The 13,478-nt window shown below is 46.0% G+C and carries 17 protein-coding genes and 2 pseudogenes; 9 read left to right on the top strand and 10 right to left on the bottom strand.

Annotation, left to right across the window (positions count from 1 at the left end):
- The first annotated feature begins 91 nt into the window (after positions 1-91).
- Positions 92-262: a putative zinc-binding protein YnfU gene (ynfU, locus tag BEB54_RS29565; RefSeq protein ID WP_001405948.1), complete on the top strand. Its 171-nt coding sequence runs from the start codon at positions 92-94 to the stop codon at positions 260-262.
- A 363-nt stretch (positions 263-625) separates the two neighbouring features.
- On the opposite strand, the gene cspB is transcribed toward ynfU, so the two are convergent.
- Positions 626-841: a cold shock-like protein CspB gene (cspB, locus tag BEB54_RS26670; protein ID WP_000066484.1), complete on the bottom strand. Its 216-nt coding sequence runs from the start codon at positions 839-841 to the stop codon at positions 626-628.
- A 298-nt stretch (positions 842-1,139) separates the two neighbouring features.
- On the opposite strand from cspB, the pseudogene cspF reads away from it, so the two are divergent.
- Positions 1,140-1,342: pseudogene (gene cspF / locus BEB54_RS26675) on the top strand (cold shock-like protein CspF); the annotation flags it as partial.
- Positions 1,343-1,516: 174 nt separating this feature from the next.
- Here cspF and BEB54_RS26680 read toward each other — a convergent pair.
- From BEB54_RS26680 to hokD, 5 genes are all read right to left on the bottom strand, one after another.
- Positions 1,517-2,269, bottom strand: coding sequence for an antitermination protein (locus BEB54_RS26680; RefSeq protein WP_001047131.1), 753 nt, complete (start codon positions 2,267-2,269; stop codon positions 1,517-1,519).
- Between the two features lie 13 nt (positions 2,270-2,282).
- Positions 2,283-3,332: a DUF968 domain-containing protein gene (locus BEB54_RS26685; RefSeq protein WP_001385829.1), complete on the bottom strand. Its 1,050-nt coding sequence runs from the start codon at positions 3,330-3,332 to the stop codon at positions 2,283-2,285.
- Between the two features lies 1 nt (position 3,333).
- Positions 3,334-3,612, bottom strand: a complete 279-nt coding sequence (locus BEB54_RS26690; protein ID WP_023140913.1) for a hypothetical protein — start codon at positions 3,610-3,612, stop codon at positions 3,334-3,336.
- A gap of 66 nt (positions 3,613-3,678) precedes the next feature.
- On the bottom strand, positions 3,679-3,930 hold the full coding sequence (rem, locus tag BEB54_RS26695; protein ID WP_000980999.1) for a protein Rem: 252 nt from the start codon (positions 3,928-3,930) through the stop codon (positions 3,679-3,681).
- A 216-nt stretch (positions 3,931-4,146) separates the two neighbouring features.
- Positions 4,147-4,302: a type I toxin-antitoxin system toxin HokD gene (hokD, locus tag BEB54_RS26700; protein ID WP_000813254.1), complete on the bottom strand. Its 156-nt coding sequence runs from the start codon at positions 4,300-4,302 to the stop codon at positions 4,147-4,149.
- A 674-nt stretch (positions 4,303-4,976) separates the two neighbouring features.
- On the opposite strand from hokD, the gene BEB54_RS26710 reads away from it, so the two are divergent.
- Positions 4,977-6,764 (top strand): DUF4209 domain-containing protein, encoded by a 1,788-nt coding sequence (locus BEB54_RS26710; RefSeq protein ID WP_105282327.1) that lies wholly within the window; start codon positions 4,977-4,979, stop codon positions 6,762-6,764.
- 218 nt (positions 6,765-6,982) lie between these two features.
- Here the strand turns inward: BEB54_RS26710 and BEB54_RS26715 are convergent, their stop codons facing one another.
- Genes BEB54_RS26715 through BEB54_RS26730 form a run of 4 tightly spaced genes read right to left on the bottom strand, consistent with a single transcriptional unit; the run spans position 6,983 to position 9,115 of the window.
- Positions 6,983-7,384 carry a DUF977 family protein gene (locus tag BEB54_RS26715; protein WP_001151189.1) on the bottom strand — a complete coding sequence of 134 codons (402 nt, stop codon included), beginning with the start codon at positions 7,382-7,384 and terminating at the stop codon, positions 6,983-6,985.
- 40 nt (positions 7,385-7,424) lie between these two features.
- Positions 7,425-8,402 carry a hypothetical protein gene (locus tag BEB54_RS26720; RefSeq protein WP_123059765.1) on the bottom strand — a complete coding sequence of 326 codons (978 nt, stop codon included), beginning with the start codon at positions 8,400-8,402 and terminating at the stop codon, positions 7,425-7,427.
- A complete protein-coding gene (locus tag BEB54_RS26725; protein WP_000705349.1) occupies positions 8,383-8,904 on the bottom strand; it encodes a toxin YdaT family protein in 522 nt (173 codons plus the stop codon). Before BEB54_RS26725 ends, BEB54_RS26720 begins: the two co-directional genes overlap by 20 nt.
- Positions 8,888-9,115, bottom strand: a complete 228-nt coding sequence (locus tag BEB54_RS26730; RefSeq protein WP_000921594.1) for a Cro/CI family transcriptional regulator — start codon at positions 9,113-9,115, stop codon at positions 8,888-8,890. Before BEB54_RS26730 ends, BEB54_RS26725 begins: the two co-directional genes overlap by 17 nt.
- 80 nt (positions 9,116-9,195) lie before the next feature.
- Between BEB54_RS26730 and BEB54_RS26735 the strand changes: the two genes are divergently transcribed.
- The 6 genes and pseudogenes from BEB54_RS26735 to BEB54_RS26760 all read left to right on the top strand — a co-directional run.
- Positions 9,196-9,603, top strand: a complete 408-nt coding sequence (locus tag BEB54_RS26735; RefSeq protein ID WP_000381212.1) for a helix-turn-helix domain-containing protein — start codon at positions 9,196-9,198, stop codon at positions 9,601-9,603.
- A 168-nt stretch (positions 9,604-9,771) separates the two neighbouring features.
- Positions 9,772-9,927, top strand: a complete 156-nt coding sequence (locus tag BEB54_RS26740; RefSeq protein WP_000379589.1) for a DUF1391 family protein — start codon at positions 9,772-9,774, stop codon at positions 9,925-9,927.
- Position 9,928: 1 nt separating this feature from the next.
- Positions 9,929-10,030 (top strand): annotated as a pseudogene (ydfB, locus tag BEB54_RS29775) (protein YdfB); the annotation flags it as partial.
- Positions 10,031-10,990: 960 nt separating this feature from the next.
- Positions 10,991-11,179, top strand: a complete 189-nt coding sequence (dicB, locus tag BEB54_RS26750) for a cell division inhibition protein DicB (RefSeq protein WP_000854559.1) — start codon at positions 10,991-10,993, stop codon at positions 11,177-11,179.
- On the top strand, positions 11,176-11,367 hold the full coding sequence (locus BEB54_RS26755) for a DUF1482 family protein (RefSeq protein ID WP_001083282.1): 192 nt from the start codon (positions 11,176-11,178) through the stop codon (positions 11,365-11,367). The genes dicB and BEB54_RS26755 overlap by 4 nt, the downstream gene beginning before the upstream one ends.
- A gap of 93 nt (positions 11,368-11,460) precedes the next feature.
- Positions 11,461-13,478 (top strand): 3'-5' exoribonuclease domain-containing protein (locus tag BEB54_RS26760; protein WP_105282329.1); only part of this gene is annotated, 2,018 nt, incomplete at its 3' end.

Genomic DNA, 13,478 nt, shown 5'->3' on the forward strand with positions numbered 1-13,478 from the left:
CTAGTCTAAAAACTAGTATTAAGACTATCACTTAAATAAGTGATATTGGTTGTCTGGAGATTCAGGGGGCCAGTCTATACAGGAAAAGCCTATGTCAGAACGTAAAGACTCAAAATCACGCCGTAATTATCTCGTTAAATGTTCCTGCCCAAACTGCACCCAAGAGTCAGAACACAGTTTTTCAAGAGTACAAAAAGGTGCCCTTTTGATCTGCCCTCATTGCAACAAAGTATTCCAGACAAATCTTAAAGCTGTAGCCTGATTGATTTTATTAGTAACAAGTATTTTTTATATTTTAATAATATATTTAAAGCAGATAATAAAAAACCCGCCTGAGCGGGTTTGAGATTGTGGTGCTTTTTGTGGGAGTCATCCACTTACGCACTTTGTTTTGCGATGCCAGCAGTTAGCTTCTGCTGTGAAACTATTCATGCAGCAAACCTGCACTTCACCACAATGGTTAGCATACTTTTCCTGATTAAGATTTTGCCAAATATGCTAGCCATTGTTTCATGTATTGGACCTCCTTACTTTTTATTAAAGAGATCCAATATTCACTACTCTGTCCGTATCTCTACTCAGGCATCAGCCTTCTTCGTTATCGTATACAGACGAGCGATGAATTTTAATCAGTAATGATGACATTTGCTGCTGCAGGACCTTTAGCACCACTCTCTATAGAGAAGGTAACCTTTTGACCTTCAAATAAGGTTCGATAATTATCATTCTGAATCGCAGAAAAATGCACAAACACATCTTTACTACCATCAACAGGAGAAATAAAGCCGAAACCTTTATCAGCGTTAAACCATTTTACTAAACCAGTCATTTTATTTGACATTCTACATTCCTTAACTTGAGCCTTTCGGCATAAATGGTTTGCATAACAGAAACGACTTCGTACTTAATTGGAGAGACTCAAAGAAGGAATAAGTGAATAACACCTGAAATGAGAACTGCTTTAGTAAACTACTTCGTATATCGTCTGTTCTTCAAACCGACGCAGTCATTAACTCATAGTTGAACATATGAAGCAATGTTTATTTTAGACATCCAGCCACCTTCAATCCTATCAAAAAAGTAGTTTTCTCCAGGAACGTGTGTATGGTGCACCAGGTTATCAGTATTAAGGAGTTTTTCTGTCCCCTAAAATGACAGGAATTGTCAAAAACTTTGACTACAAAAGCAGCAAAGGTCTTATATTCCCATCCGATGGCGTATCGATGCCCAGCTTCACGTTTCAGCTCTCAATCTTCGAGATGCAGAAGAAATTACCACAGGATTACGCGTGGAATTTTGCTGGATAAATGGTTCGCGTGGACCTTCAACTGCCAATGTTTATCCCGGGATGAGATTCAATATCTCTATTGCCCCATTTAAAGCACAAAAACCCGCTTATAAGCGGGTTTTCTACTTTTTTCTAAACGTCGGATACACAAAGCCCATCGTTGAGAAAATCTTATCCATGTTTTTTGAAAAATGCAAACATCATGTCGCCATCTTCAGCAAAAATCATTTATCTCGTCACCTTCCTCAATTGCGCTTCCGCGTATGCTTCTTCCTGCCAGCACTTTGTTACCAGTTTACCAATGACGTCCGCATACCCCTTATACCACTGATAATCGGTCAGGTCTGGTACCAGCTTCTGGACATGACGTCGTGCCAGCGTGGTCGGTAAACGACTAAACCGGTTTCCATTACAACGCCCACAAATCTTATATACCGGTACGCCATGAAACCGGGTTCTTTTTTCATCCAGAACAATCCCTTTACCCTTACACCCTCTGCACGCTGTGCTGACTTCGCCCTTACCATGGCAATGCTGACATAGTTCCTTCACCCATTCTTCCTTGATTACAGATTCCCCGCGTCTGTAGTGTTTCACCACTTCGCGCAATACATTATAAAATCCCGTACCTGAACAATGCTCACAGCGAGCCTTACTTGCCGCAGACCTGGAGTAATCAGCAAAGGCAAAATTCACGAGGTAAGGAATAATCTGTAACCGGATTTCTTCACTCAATTTGTTCAATGTCGGGTTATCCAGTGCCATCGCGTAATTTAGCAGGCCTTCAATCGCAAACTGAGCGTCCTGAACACCAACTTTTGCCAGAAATAAGGCCAACCCAAGTGGTGCTTTCGACTGCACCATCCCCTGCGCTGCCATTACATCCGTAATTGTTAAACAACCGGTGCCTGTCGCTGGAGCGTCATCGCTCAATTTTGGAGATTTTGGGGAGTAATATTTTGGTAAGGCTTCAAGGTTCATGCTCGTTCTCCACTTACGCCAGTACGCCAATTGCCAGCGCGCGATCGATAAAACGAAATATCAGCTCCAGTTGGGAGCCATACTTCTCTTCAAATGCCACTGTATCCGTATGCAACTCGTTGTGATGCTTTCTGCACAAAGGCAACACAAAGAGATCATGTGCTTTTGTTCCCATTCCGCCCTGCCCGTGACCAATCAGATGATGCGGATCGTCGGCTGGCATACCGCAGCAAGCACACGGCTGTGTCTTAACCCAACGTGTGTATTTCTCCTTAACCCAGCGGCGACGTTTAGGCAGCTTCATGAAAGATTCCGGAGACTCTGGATCAACGGTGATGCTTACCACCGTCTTTTCCTGTGGTGTTTTTTGTTGCTGGTGGGCGTAAGGCAACGGTGCAAGATTTTTTGTGCGTTGTTTCAATATGCTGGTGGCGGTCTGCTCTCCCGGTACGATGTCGCTTTCGCGGTACACCGAGCAGATTTTTTCCGCTGGTAATCCCAGCGAACGACGCGATACAGCCTCAGGTAGTGCATCCACCACCTGATTGCAGACCGCCCACCAGGATAATTCAGCCAAAGATAATTCCCGCTCCTGCGTACCGCTTATTGCGTGACGGATGACGTCAATCACCCATGCTGTCAGATTTTGTTGAGCAAGCAGCTCCAGTGATTCCGATGTCTGGTCACGCAGTTGGTTGTCGCAGTGCCAACACAACACCATTGCGCCGGTACCATAACGGTGAATAACTGTTTCAGAGTGATGGTAATCGCCATTAGGCCACTGGCAGGATGTAACATGACGTAATAGCCAGTCAGACAATGCGCCAACACCGCCAGCAGCACGAATCACCCGTTCGTTACTAAAAAACGGCAGCAATGTTTTGTCTTCCGCCAGCGACTGGCGAACGGCAGGAACGACTCCGGATGGCAGATTACGCATGCTTTTTGGTTCCGGTTCCACCAGCACTCGAGGATTATGAAATATCTGTATGGATTCACGGCCCGGCTTAAGGACCACCAGCCCAAGCTCAGGCACCAGAACAGGTCTAAGTAATACCCGCACGTTACCTCCAGATCCGTTGCTGGAAAGTGCGGGACGCACGTGGTGGGCGTTCGGAGTAAGGCAATCTGACTGAGATTATCCAGTGACGGTAGTCGAGGCTAAGGGCTTTCTTAACCTCGTATCCGCGCCTGCGGTAACACTGAATTATCCATTCAGCCTGCTCTTCAGTGCATGGAGGGTGTTGGAACCATTCAGACTTGAATGCGTGAGAATACCGCTCGTGCGTGCAGACAAGAACGGGCGAATTATCAGAATTGTAATATTTTACGTTGCGTGCCATCGGTTTTCTCCGGTGGCACGGTGTTACTCAGCGGGAGTTCAGCCCCGCGCAAGATTGTAGATGAGTTTATTCTTCTGCAAAAGCTGAAAAGCCTGCTTTTATTCCGATCTCTTTCAGTGCCTGTAATGAAGTGACAAACTCACCTTCGCGCAAGATAAATCCGTCTGTCACTCGACCATCCACAAAATTAATTAACGCAGCCCCATTCTTTCGCAAACACATAATGCGGTAATGACTAACAAGATTTCCATTTTCAACGCACACAGCATAGAGGCCATCTTCACAAAAAATTTTACGCAGTTCTTCGATGTTCATCATCAGAATCCTTCCGGATAATTAGCTCTCCCCTTTAAGGGACCATCCCTCTTATCCCTGCGCGCTACTTAAGTATTTTTGATTCTATTCCGGCACCGTCCAGAACTTCAAACGCGTTGAAAATAAAAACAAAAACCCGCCGAAGCGGGTTAAGTGCGGGTGCGTTGAGGATGCCTGCCACATCAGAGGTGGCGAGGGATTTCTCCCTCGCCGGGTTTCTTACTCCTCAGGTTCGTAAGCTGTGAAGACAGCGACCTCCGTCTGGCCGGTTCGGATTCGTACCTCGCAGAGGTCTTTCCTCGTTACCAGTGCCGTCACTATGACGGTTAAACAGATGACGATCAGGGCGATTAACATCGCCTTTTGCTGCTTCATAGCCTGCTTCTCCTTGCCTTTCGGCACGTAAGAGGCTAACCTACATATGTCTAGCATGAAATTGGCCTCAGATTAATGTTAAGCGTCTTGCAGGACGCGTAATGTTAACTGGGGCTTTTCTCTATCTGCCGTTGGTGTTCATGCCCGAGGCAGATAGCCTCAAGCACCCGCAGCCATTCTACTTAACTACCGTTACCTCGCCAATGTGAAATCAGTCAGAAAGGCGATCCATAAGAACAATAGCAAGACAATAAATCGCCATTACAGCCGTAATAGCCAGCGCACATTTGAGAACCAGCACCACAACCTCCTGTATTGGACGTAGACCAGTCCTGATGAATATGAGGCTGTCTCGTCAGTGATTCAATACAACTATTGGGTATAGTTTCTCTGATTTTTTCTGTGGAAATGGGGCACAACCACTAGTCACCACCAGCACTTCTTTTAATACGCAAAGTCCGACACAAGCTAACCTTCTAGTCCGCTTTGAGCGAAAAACAGCCATAATTTAGTGCCACGTATATAATGATAGAGCTATTCAAGCTAGCAATTCACATGTAAAAATTCAGAGGGTAGAAGCACATAGTTATAAATGTTGGCTCCATCGACAAATTGCGGTCTCAAGTACATTTATTAATGTTGCCCCCGCATTAACAAATCATCAAGGTGACGACATGGACGATATTAATATCAGCCTCGACGAACTTAACACTATTGATTTATCCCCCTTAATCCAGAGTAAGCTGCCAGTTACCTGCTTTGATATCACAAAGTATCTTTCTAGCCTAGGTGATGGAAGAGCGGAGATAAGACTGCTAACCCATATTTGCGGTTTTCACTTTCGTCCCGAAAATCCACAGGTACCATTTGGTCCGTGCTTTCAAAGCAGCCAAGGTAGATCTGCAATTCCGGATGACATTAACGGGTTGTCGCTGGAGGTACTTTCTCAATTTTGCCCGACGATAGAGCTACCCGAACTTCAAGCTCGTATTGCTGATACACTTTGGGTTCGTAAAATTGGTGGAATCCGTTTTCCTTTGCTGGCAGTCCGTGCTTATTATGCGTCCAGTATAGCTATTATGACATCGCAAGGGACGTGGGTTAGTGCTTTAGAACGCCTAGAGCGTGCGCTTAGGCTGTGTTGTTTTTTTCGAAAGCATACTGATTTCAGGGATGAATTTGATCAGCTTTCGGCACATCTACTAGCAGAGTATGAACGTACCAGAGAACAAGGCGATTCACCTTATCCGCTGCGACTCCTGCAACTCGATATCGACTGTAAAGTGAGTGAGCCATCTTTTATTGCCCAGGAACTCCTGTTTCTGACAAAAAACTATCTGGCTCAAAAATTATTTTCATTTGCCGTCGATGCCTGTAAAACCGCAATCCCGATTGCGAATAGGTGCTGTGACAGAGATACACAGTTTGAATTCTGGCGGCTTCTTGCCGATACACATCTGGAAGAGTCAAAATTCCAAGATGGCGGTATGATTTCGGCAGCCTGCATGCAGAATGCTATTGAAGCACTGGCTAATATTCCAGGAACCCGAATAGAACGTCTTGCGCTGTATGAAGAAATGCGTGATTACCAAATCGAATCCCGTCACCAGATGTCTATCCTTCAGTCTCCCCCTCAAGATATTAGTGAGATTGTCCATCAAGCCAAGAGTCGGGTAGTCGGAAGAGATTTGTTTGATATGGTTTTCAGACTTGCGATGCTGGTCTGTCGGCCAACCAGCATTGAGGGACTTAAGGCTCAAGCAATAGAACAAAAGGCCAACAGCATAGCTTGGATGTTTGGATCAACACATATTGATCATGAGGGAATGACACTTGCTCGCATACCCGCAGGATTGGGGATTGATGATGCAAATGGGGCAGTTATTTGGCCCATAATGATGACGAGAATGCGTATCGACCATGAGTTGGCAGTAGCTGGGCAAATTATTCCTGCTACAGATGAGATCACAATGAAATATCCAATCTCGGAGGCGTTTTTTCGCGATATGTTCATCAATCATCCCTTCATCCCGTTTGGGCATGAAGAGTTTTTCATCAAGGGTATGGTTTGCGGTTTCAATGGAGATTTTATGACGGCATGCCACGTGTTGATTCCCCAGATCGAAAATAGTCTGAGATATGTGGCTAAAATTAAAGGTGAGGAACCATCGCAGCTTCACGGGGACGGTTCGCAAGAGCGAAATGGACTCAAGGGATTACTAGATAATCCACTGATTATTGAAGCTTTCGGCGTAGACATAATTGGCAATCTTCAGGCCTTACTGGTAGATAAAATCTATGGTGATTTACGAAATCAACTAGCTCACGGATATGTGCCTGCCGGTTACTACAATCAACCTCCCTGCATTTTTGCATGGTGGCTTGTATTGCACATTCTAATGAACCCTACGGCGAGATACTGGCAAGCCACTTATGGCCAAGAGAGTGAGGCTCAGACTTAAAGTGAATAAGTTTACGAAGTTGGCACTTCCGGATGCATGTCCATATGAGTTGAGGCGATTTGGTTAATAAGGTTGAGTGCTGCTGAAATTATTCGATGTCCGCTTTTGGCACAAAGCGGACAACCACGCCAGATCTACCCTGTGCCATGAAAAATGAGAATGTCAATTCACTCCTGAACTAATGCTTTTTAATCTAGTAACGTCTAAAATACCTAACATTATCCCTGATAAAATGCCAGTATGCGCTGCATAACTTCACTCATCCGGCACTCGCGACAGATTATGTTTAGGCGACTGTCGTAGCGACGTATTTCTCCATCAGGTAACGACCAGATAAGGTCCGGATCAACCACAGCTGTTTTCTTCACCTTTGCCCTCGAGAGTTTTTTGCGGGCGTTTTGCCAGTCCTTACGCGCCTGTTCAGACGGGAATAACCCGTAGCCGGAGTTGTATACATCGCCACTGGCTACCAGCTCTCTGGCAAGAACGCTCATCAGATATCTAGTCGCACCTGTTTTAGCTTCCAGTTGCCGTAACGTCTCACGACCGCTCTGGCGCACGAGTTCCACCACCTGCCCTTTAATTTTTTCCCGCTCTTCTTGTGTAAAAACTTTTGCCACAAGTCCCCCTTAAAATTACCTCATGACCTGAAATCAAAACTTATCCTCTGAAACCAGGCGGAATTTCTGTATCCGGTTCAGAAATATGATTAACACAACGCTGTACAGGTGAACGCCCCAGGCGGATGACCAGTTCGTCCCATTTTTCGCGGAGCTTTGACGGGCTCATGATGTTTTTTACCCAGAATGGATCCCGCTGTACCCGACCAAACATTTCACAAATTTGTCTGTGGCTTCTGCCATCCAGCATCCGCATTGTGCGCACATCATTGGCCCAGACAGTCCAGTTAGGCTCTTTTGGTCGCATGATCTCGCCATCATCACTGGCGGCCTGTTCGTAGAGACCCACGATCCGCCCCCATATCCACTGCGCACACGCCAGATCCTCCTGGCTACCCCACTGGCGTTTTTTCGCACTAAACACAACTGCGCCAGGGTGCCGGATTAAAAAATCCTGTTCAGCCGTCTGCGGGTCCGGTTGCGAAGCTTCCGGACGAAAAGTGTTTTTATTCTCTGTAGTAATCTCTGTAGTAATCTCTGTTGTATTCTCTGTAGGATCATCGGGCCATTTTGACCCGATGACATTGGGTCGTTTTGAACCAATGGAGCGTTTCATTTTGACCTCTTCCATCGTGTCATTTTGACCTGATGGAGCGGCGCATTTTGAACCGATGGATTCGCTCAATTTGCCATCATCTAAAAGCTCGCTCCCATAGTTAATCGTGTAGAAATTGGTCATATCGCGCTTTGATTTATTGAGCTTTTCACAACGCAAAAGCCCCAGCGTTTTCAGACTTGCAAACGCGCGCTTTAACGTTGACTCTGACCAGAATGGGAACTGTTCCAGCCATTGTTCCGTTGTGTTGTAAATCCAGCGAACACCATCACATTCCATGCCGGAATTGGTATCTCTCAACCAGTAATGCAACTGCTGCAACACAATGGCTTCATTTAAGCCAATCTTCATCGCAAGCTGTGTGTTTATAACCAGTGGGCGTTCAGCAAAAAGAAGGCTCATAATTCCATCCAGCTTTTTGTTGGTATTGCTGTCGATACGCAAGTTTGAAAGCAATTGCTTTTTCTATAAGTTCGTCAGTTTCACGATCCACTACGGCAGGATCAGCAAAAAGCAGTCCGGACTCCACCACATCGCCATATTCTTTGTTTAACCCGGCGATCATGTACGTGATGCTTTTTCCGTCACTAATTTCACGATACAACCTGAAATCATTAATCCGGATAGCCTCCATAATTGCAGGCACTAGCGCCGTGAACTTTTCACGCTTATCCCTGGTGTCGATAGCCTTCCAGCGTTCGAATATCTTCACTCGATTAACGCCAAGCGCTCGCTGATCAACCGCGCCACCTTCATCTGTGACACGCTGAACATCGATGTTCGGGCGCTCTTTCAAAGCCCAGAATGCTTCAGTGATTAATATCGTCGCCTGCTCCTGTGTCATTCCTGGTCGACATATCCAGGCATCCAGAGCCTCACGAGCCTGTTCAGGAGTGATTTTCATTGTTCAACCGCCCCGCCCGCTTCGTCTTACGATATTCGTCATAAACCTTGGGATCATACAGAAGCTCCCCGCCAGATGCCTCCTGTAGACGCATCGCGCGACCTTCAGGAACCAGTATCCCCCAAGCAGCAACACTTGCCAGTCTCACTCCTGCGGCATTGGCAAGCTTTGTTTTGCTGCCAAAAAAAGTAATTGCGTCAACTTTAAGCATCAAAGCCCCCTCTTGTTAGACTTTTCTAACATTATTGTGCGCGGGATATCTAAGTCAAGAAAAATTAGAATTACCTAACTATGGATACAAGAACCCTAGGCCAGCGAGTTCTGGCGCGACGAAAAGAATTACGCTTAACACAACGAGAAGCTGCGCGCCTCGCTGGAGTTGCTCACGTCACAATTTCACAATGGGAAAGAGACGAAACCCAGCCAGTCGGAAAACGATTGTTTGCTTTAGCGGATGCTCTGAAGTGCTCACCTACATGGCTAATGTTTGGTGACGAAGACAAGGCACCAGTGCCTGCACAAGAACTTCATGTGGAAACAGAGCTAACTCCCAACCACAAAGAATTGATCGAATTATTCGATGCTCTTCCATCTTCCGAGCAGGAAGCCTTGCTGTCTGAAATGCGCGCAAGAGTAGAAAACTTCAACAAACTCTTCGAAGAAATGCTTAAAGCGCGTAAAAATAAATCAATAAAATAACATTCTTTTCAAGTGATTAGTTGCGCTCACTCTTTTTGTTAGACTAATCTAACAAAAAACACTTGCCTCTCATGTTAGGTTATTCTAAATTACTTTCCATCAAGACACCGCACGGTGTTCTCAGCAAACAGTTCCGCTACCCCGGCGTTAAGGGGAAATGAGGTCAGCATGGATACTATCGATCTTGGCAACAGCGAATCTCTGGTATGTGGCGTGTTCCCCAACCAGGACGGCACGTTCACCGCGATGACGTATACCAAAAGCAAAACGTTTAAAACCGAAAATGGTGCCCGTCGCTGGCTGGAAAGAAACTCAGGTGAGTGATATGGATTTCGACACAATCATGGAAAAGGCTTACGAAGAATACTTCGAAGGCCTTGCCGAAGGCGAAGAAGCTCTCAGCTTCAGTGAGTTTAAACAGGCACTCAGAATAAGAATGTGCTCTCACAATGACGCGGAGCACAAATATGAGAAGCAAAATCAGACCGCAGAAAATTTTGTTCTGGAACCCGGAGAAACGCTTTTCAAAATTCCCGTTACGTGCCCCATTTGCGGTTTTACATCAGAAGAACTTGACGACTCCTGTAACAATCAGGAAACAACCAAGTATGTCGAAGATGATACCGAGTGCGCACGAAGAACGATTATATCCACGAGTCCAAACTCCAGGGCCAATAAATCTCACTTTGAGAGGGTGATTAATCCACTCCCCCAAACCAATAAAAAAGATGCCGGAGGACAAAAAACCCAATGGAACAACGGGATATCTGTCAAAAAAAGACGTTCCATTAAAGACAAACAACGCAGCGCCAACAACTGTAAGCGCTTTATACCAGTAATCAATTTTCATGTTCTTAAGCGGATTTATTGGTGGTTGCGACATTGCTTAATGAATCCTTAAAACTGTGGTGATTTTAAGGATACCACCTCGCCTGACGTGGTTAAAAGCAGGCACACAACACGAAAGCGCACGGCGAAGTTCGTCTCACTGTACGGTGTCGTTAAATTTAATTCGACCGTGCGCTTCCGGTTGTGGCAACCCGCAAAATGGCGCGGCGGTAAGTATGGCGGGGTTATTCCTTCCCCGTTGAGGACACCGGGTTGTCAGGTTGACCATACGCTTAAGTGACAACCCCGCTGCAACGCCCTCTGTTATCAATTTTCTGGTGACGTTTGGCGGTATCAGTTTTACTCCGTGACTGCTCTGCCGCCGTTTTTAAAGTGAATTTTGTTATGCGGTGAATGCGGCTAAGCGCACGCGGAACAGTTAAAACCAAAAACAGTGTTATGGGTGGATTCTCTGTATCCGACGTTAATTGTTAACTGGTTAACGTCACCTGGAGGCACCAGGCACTGCATCACAAAATTTATTGTTGAGGACGCGATAATGAAAACGTTATTACCAAACGTTAATACGTCTGAAGGTTGTTTTGAAATTGGTGTCACTATCAGTAACCCTGTATTTACTGAAGATGCCATTAACAAGAGAAAACAAGAACGGGAGCTATTAAATAAAATATGCATTGTTTCAATGCTGGCTCGTTTACGTCTGATGCCAAAAGGATGTGCACAATGAATTCAGCATTTGCGCTTGTTCTGACAGTTTTTCTTGTTTCCGGAGTGCCAGTTGATATTGCAGTCAGTGTTCACAGGACAATGCAGGAGTGTATGACTGCAGCAACCGAACAGAAAATTCCCGGTAACTGTTACCCGGTCGATAAAGTTATTAACCAGGATAATATCGAAATCTCGGCAGGTCTTTAAAACAGTTCCGTAATAAATATCCGGTTTCATTCTTATATGCCAGCAATGGCAGGGATTTGTTCATCCTTAAATCTGTCATGAGGTTAAAACAAAATGAGTAAAGTCTTTATTTGCGCCGCTATTCCTGACGAACTGGCAACAAGGGAAGAAGGCGCTGTGGCTGTAGCCACAGCCATTGAAGCTGGCGACGAACGCCGTGCTCGAGCAAAATTTCACTGGCAATTCCTGGAACATTATCCGGCTGCTCAGGACTGCGCTTATAAATTTATTGTCTGCGAGGATAAACCTGGCATACCCCGCCCTGCCCTCGATTCATGGGATGCTGAATATATGCAGGAAAACCGCTGGGATGAGGAGTCTGCTTCTTTTGTCCCGAATGAGACTGAATCCGATCCGATGAACGTCACTTTTGACAAGCTGGCCCCTGAAGTACAGAACGCTGTCATGGTTAAGTTCGACACATGTGAAAACATCACCGTTGATATGGTTATTAGCGCACAGGAATTGTTGCAGGAAGACATGGCAACATTCGACGGACATATCGTTGAAGCGTTGATGAAAATGCCAGAAGTTAACGCCATGTATCCGGAGCTTAAGTTGCACGCCATTGGGTGGGTTAAGCATAAATGTATTCCTGGTGCTAAATGGCCCGAAATTCAGGCAGAGATGCGCATCTGGAAAAAACGTTGCGAAGGTGAACGCAAGGAAACCGGAAAATACACGTCTGTTGTTGATCTCGCACGCGCCAGAGCCAATCAACAGTACACTGAAAATTCAACAGGAAAAATCAGCCCGGTCATTGCTGCCATTCATCGCGAATACAAGCAGACATGGAAAACACTGGATGACGAACTGGCCTACGCTCTCTGGCCTGGTGATGTGGATGCCGGAAACATTGACGGCAGCATCCATCGCTGGGCAAAAAATGAAGTTATCGACAACGACCGCGAAGACTGGAAGCGTATCTCGGCATCAATGCGCAAACAGCCTGATGCCCTTCGCTACGACCGCCAGACTATTTTTGGCCTTGTCCGTGAGCGTCCGATCGACATTCACAAAGATCCCGTAGCACTGAACAAATATATCTGCGAATACCTGACGACAAAGGGCGTGTTTGAGAATGAAGAAACAGACCTGGGCACTGTTGATGTTCTCCAGTCATCAGAAACACAAACTGATGCAGTGGAAACTGAGGTATCTGATATCCCAAAAAATGAAACCGCGCCGGAAGCTGAACCATCTGTAGAGCGTGAGGGGCCGTTTTATTTCCTCTTCGCAGATAAGGACGGAGAAAAATACGGTCGCGCAAACAAACTTTCTGGTCTGGATAAGGCACTGGCTGCTGGCGCCACTGAAATCACAAAAGAAGAATATTTTGCCCGAAAAAATGGCACATACACGGGCTTACCGCAAAATGTAGATACCGCTGAAGATTCAGAACAACCAGAGCCGATAAAAGTTACCGCTGACGAAGTAAACAAAATTATGCAGGCAGCCAATATCAGCCAGCCTGACGCTGATAAGTTGCTTGCTGCATCACGTGGTGAATTTGTTGAAGGGATTAGTGACCCGAATGATCCGAAATGGGTTAAGGGGATCCAGACCCGCGATTCTGTGAACCAGAACCAGCATGAATCGGAACGGAACTACCAAAAAGCGGAACAAAACAGTCCAAATGCGTTACAAAACGAGCCAGTAACGAAACAGCCTGAACCAGTAGCGCAACAGGAAGTGGAAAAAGTCTGCACCGCCTGCGGTCAGACCGGCGGCGGCAACTGCCCTGATTGTGGCGCGGTGATGGGCGACGCAACATACCAGGAAACATTCGATGAAGAGTATCAGGTTGAAGTTCAGGAAGATGATCCGGAGGAAATGCAAGGCGCTGAACATCCACACAAGGAGAACACTGGCGGCAATCAGCATCACAATAGCGATAATGAAACTGGCGAGACGGCAGATCACCCAATTAAGGTGAACGGTCATCACGAAATCACATCCACCAGCAGGACGTGTGACCATCTAATGATCGACCTTGAAACCATGGGAAAAAATCCTGATGCCCCGATCATCTCAATAGGTGCAATATTTTTCGATCCGCAAACCGGAGATAT

It is taken from the genome of Escherichia sp. MOD1-EC6021 (assembly GCF_002965245.1).
Lineage (GTDB): Bacteria > Pseudomonadota > Gammaproteobacteria > Enterobacterales > Enterobacteriaceae > Escherichia > Escherichia coli_F.

What these genes read in the sequence shown, in the direction of transcription:
- rem (WP_000980999.1), bottom strand. Translation starts at nt 3,930, where the DNA reads ATGATGAACATCGAAGAACTGCGTAAAATTTTTTGTGAAGATGGCCTC.
- BEB54_RS26740 (WP_000379589.1), top strand. Translation starts at nt 9,772, where the DNA reads ATGGATACTATCGATCTTGGCAACAGCGAATCTCTGGTATGTGGCGTG.
- ynfU (WP_001405948.1), top strand. Translation starts at nt 92, where the DNA reads ATGTCAGAACGTAAAGACTCAAAATCACGCCGTAATTATCTCGTTAAA.
- dicB (WP_000854559.1), top strand. Translation starts at nt 10,991, where the DNA reads ATGAAAACGTTATTACCAAACGTTAATACGTCTGAAGGTTGTTTTGAA.
- BEB54_RS26710 (WP_105282327.1), top strand. Translation starts at nt 4,977, where the DNA reads ATGGACGATATTAATATCAGCCTCGACGAACTTAACACTATTGATTTA.
- BEB54_RS26730 (WP_000921594.1), bottom strand. Translation starts at nt 9,115, where the DNA reads ATGCTTAAAGTTGACGCAATTACTTTTTTTGGCAGCAAAACAAAGCTT.
- BEB54_RS26735 (WP_000381212.1), top strand. Translation starts at nt 9,196, where the DNA reads ATGGATACAAGAACCCTAGGCCAGCGAGTTCTGGCGCGACGAAAAGAA.
- BEB54_RS26755 (WP_001083282.1), top strand. Translation starts at nt 11,176, where the DNA reads ATGAATTCAGCATTTGCGCTTGTTCTGACAGTTTTTCTTGTTTCCGGA.
- cspB (WP_000066484.1), bottom strand. Translation starts at nt 841, where the DNA reads ATGTCAAATAAAATGACTGGTTTAGTAAAATGGTTTAACGCTGATAAA.
- BEB54_RS26725 (WP_000705349.1), bottom strand. Translation starts at nt 8,904, where the DNA reads ATGAAAATCACTCCTGAACAGGCTCGTGAGGCTCTGGATGCCTGGATA.
- BEB54_RS26720 (WP_123059765.1), bottom strand. Translation starts at nt 8,402, where the DNA reads ATGAGCCTTCTTTTTGCTGAACGCCCACTGGTTATAAACACACAGCTT.
- BEB54_RS26680 (WP_001047131.1), bottom strand. Translation starts at nt 2,269, where the DNA reads ATGAACCTTGAAGCCTTACCAAAATATTACTCCCCAAAATCTCCAAAA.
- hokD (WP_000813254.1), bottom strand. Translation starts at nt 4,302, where the DNA reads ATGAAGCAGCAAAAGGCGATGTTAATCGCCCTGATCGTCATCTGTTTA.
- BEB54_RS26690 (WP_023140913.1), bottom strand. Translation starts at nt 3,612, where the DNA reads ATGGCACGCAACGTAAAATATTACAATTCTGATAATTCGCCCGTTCTT.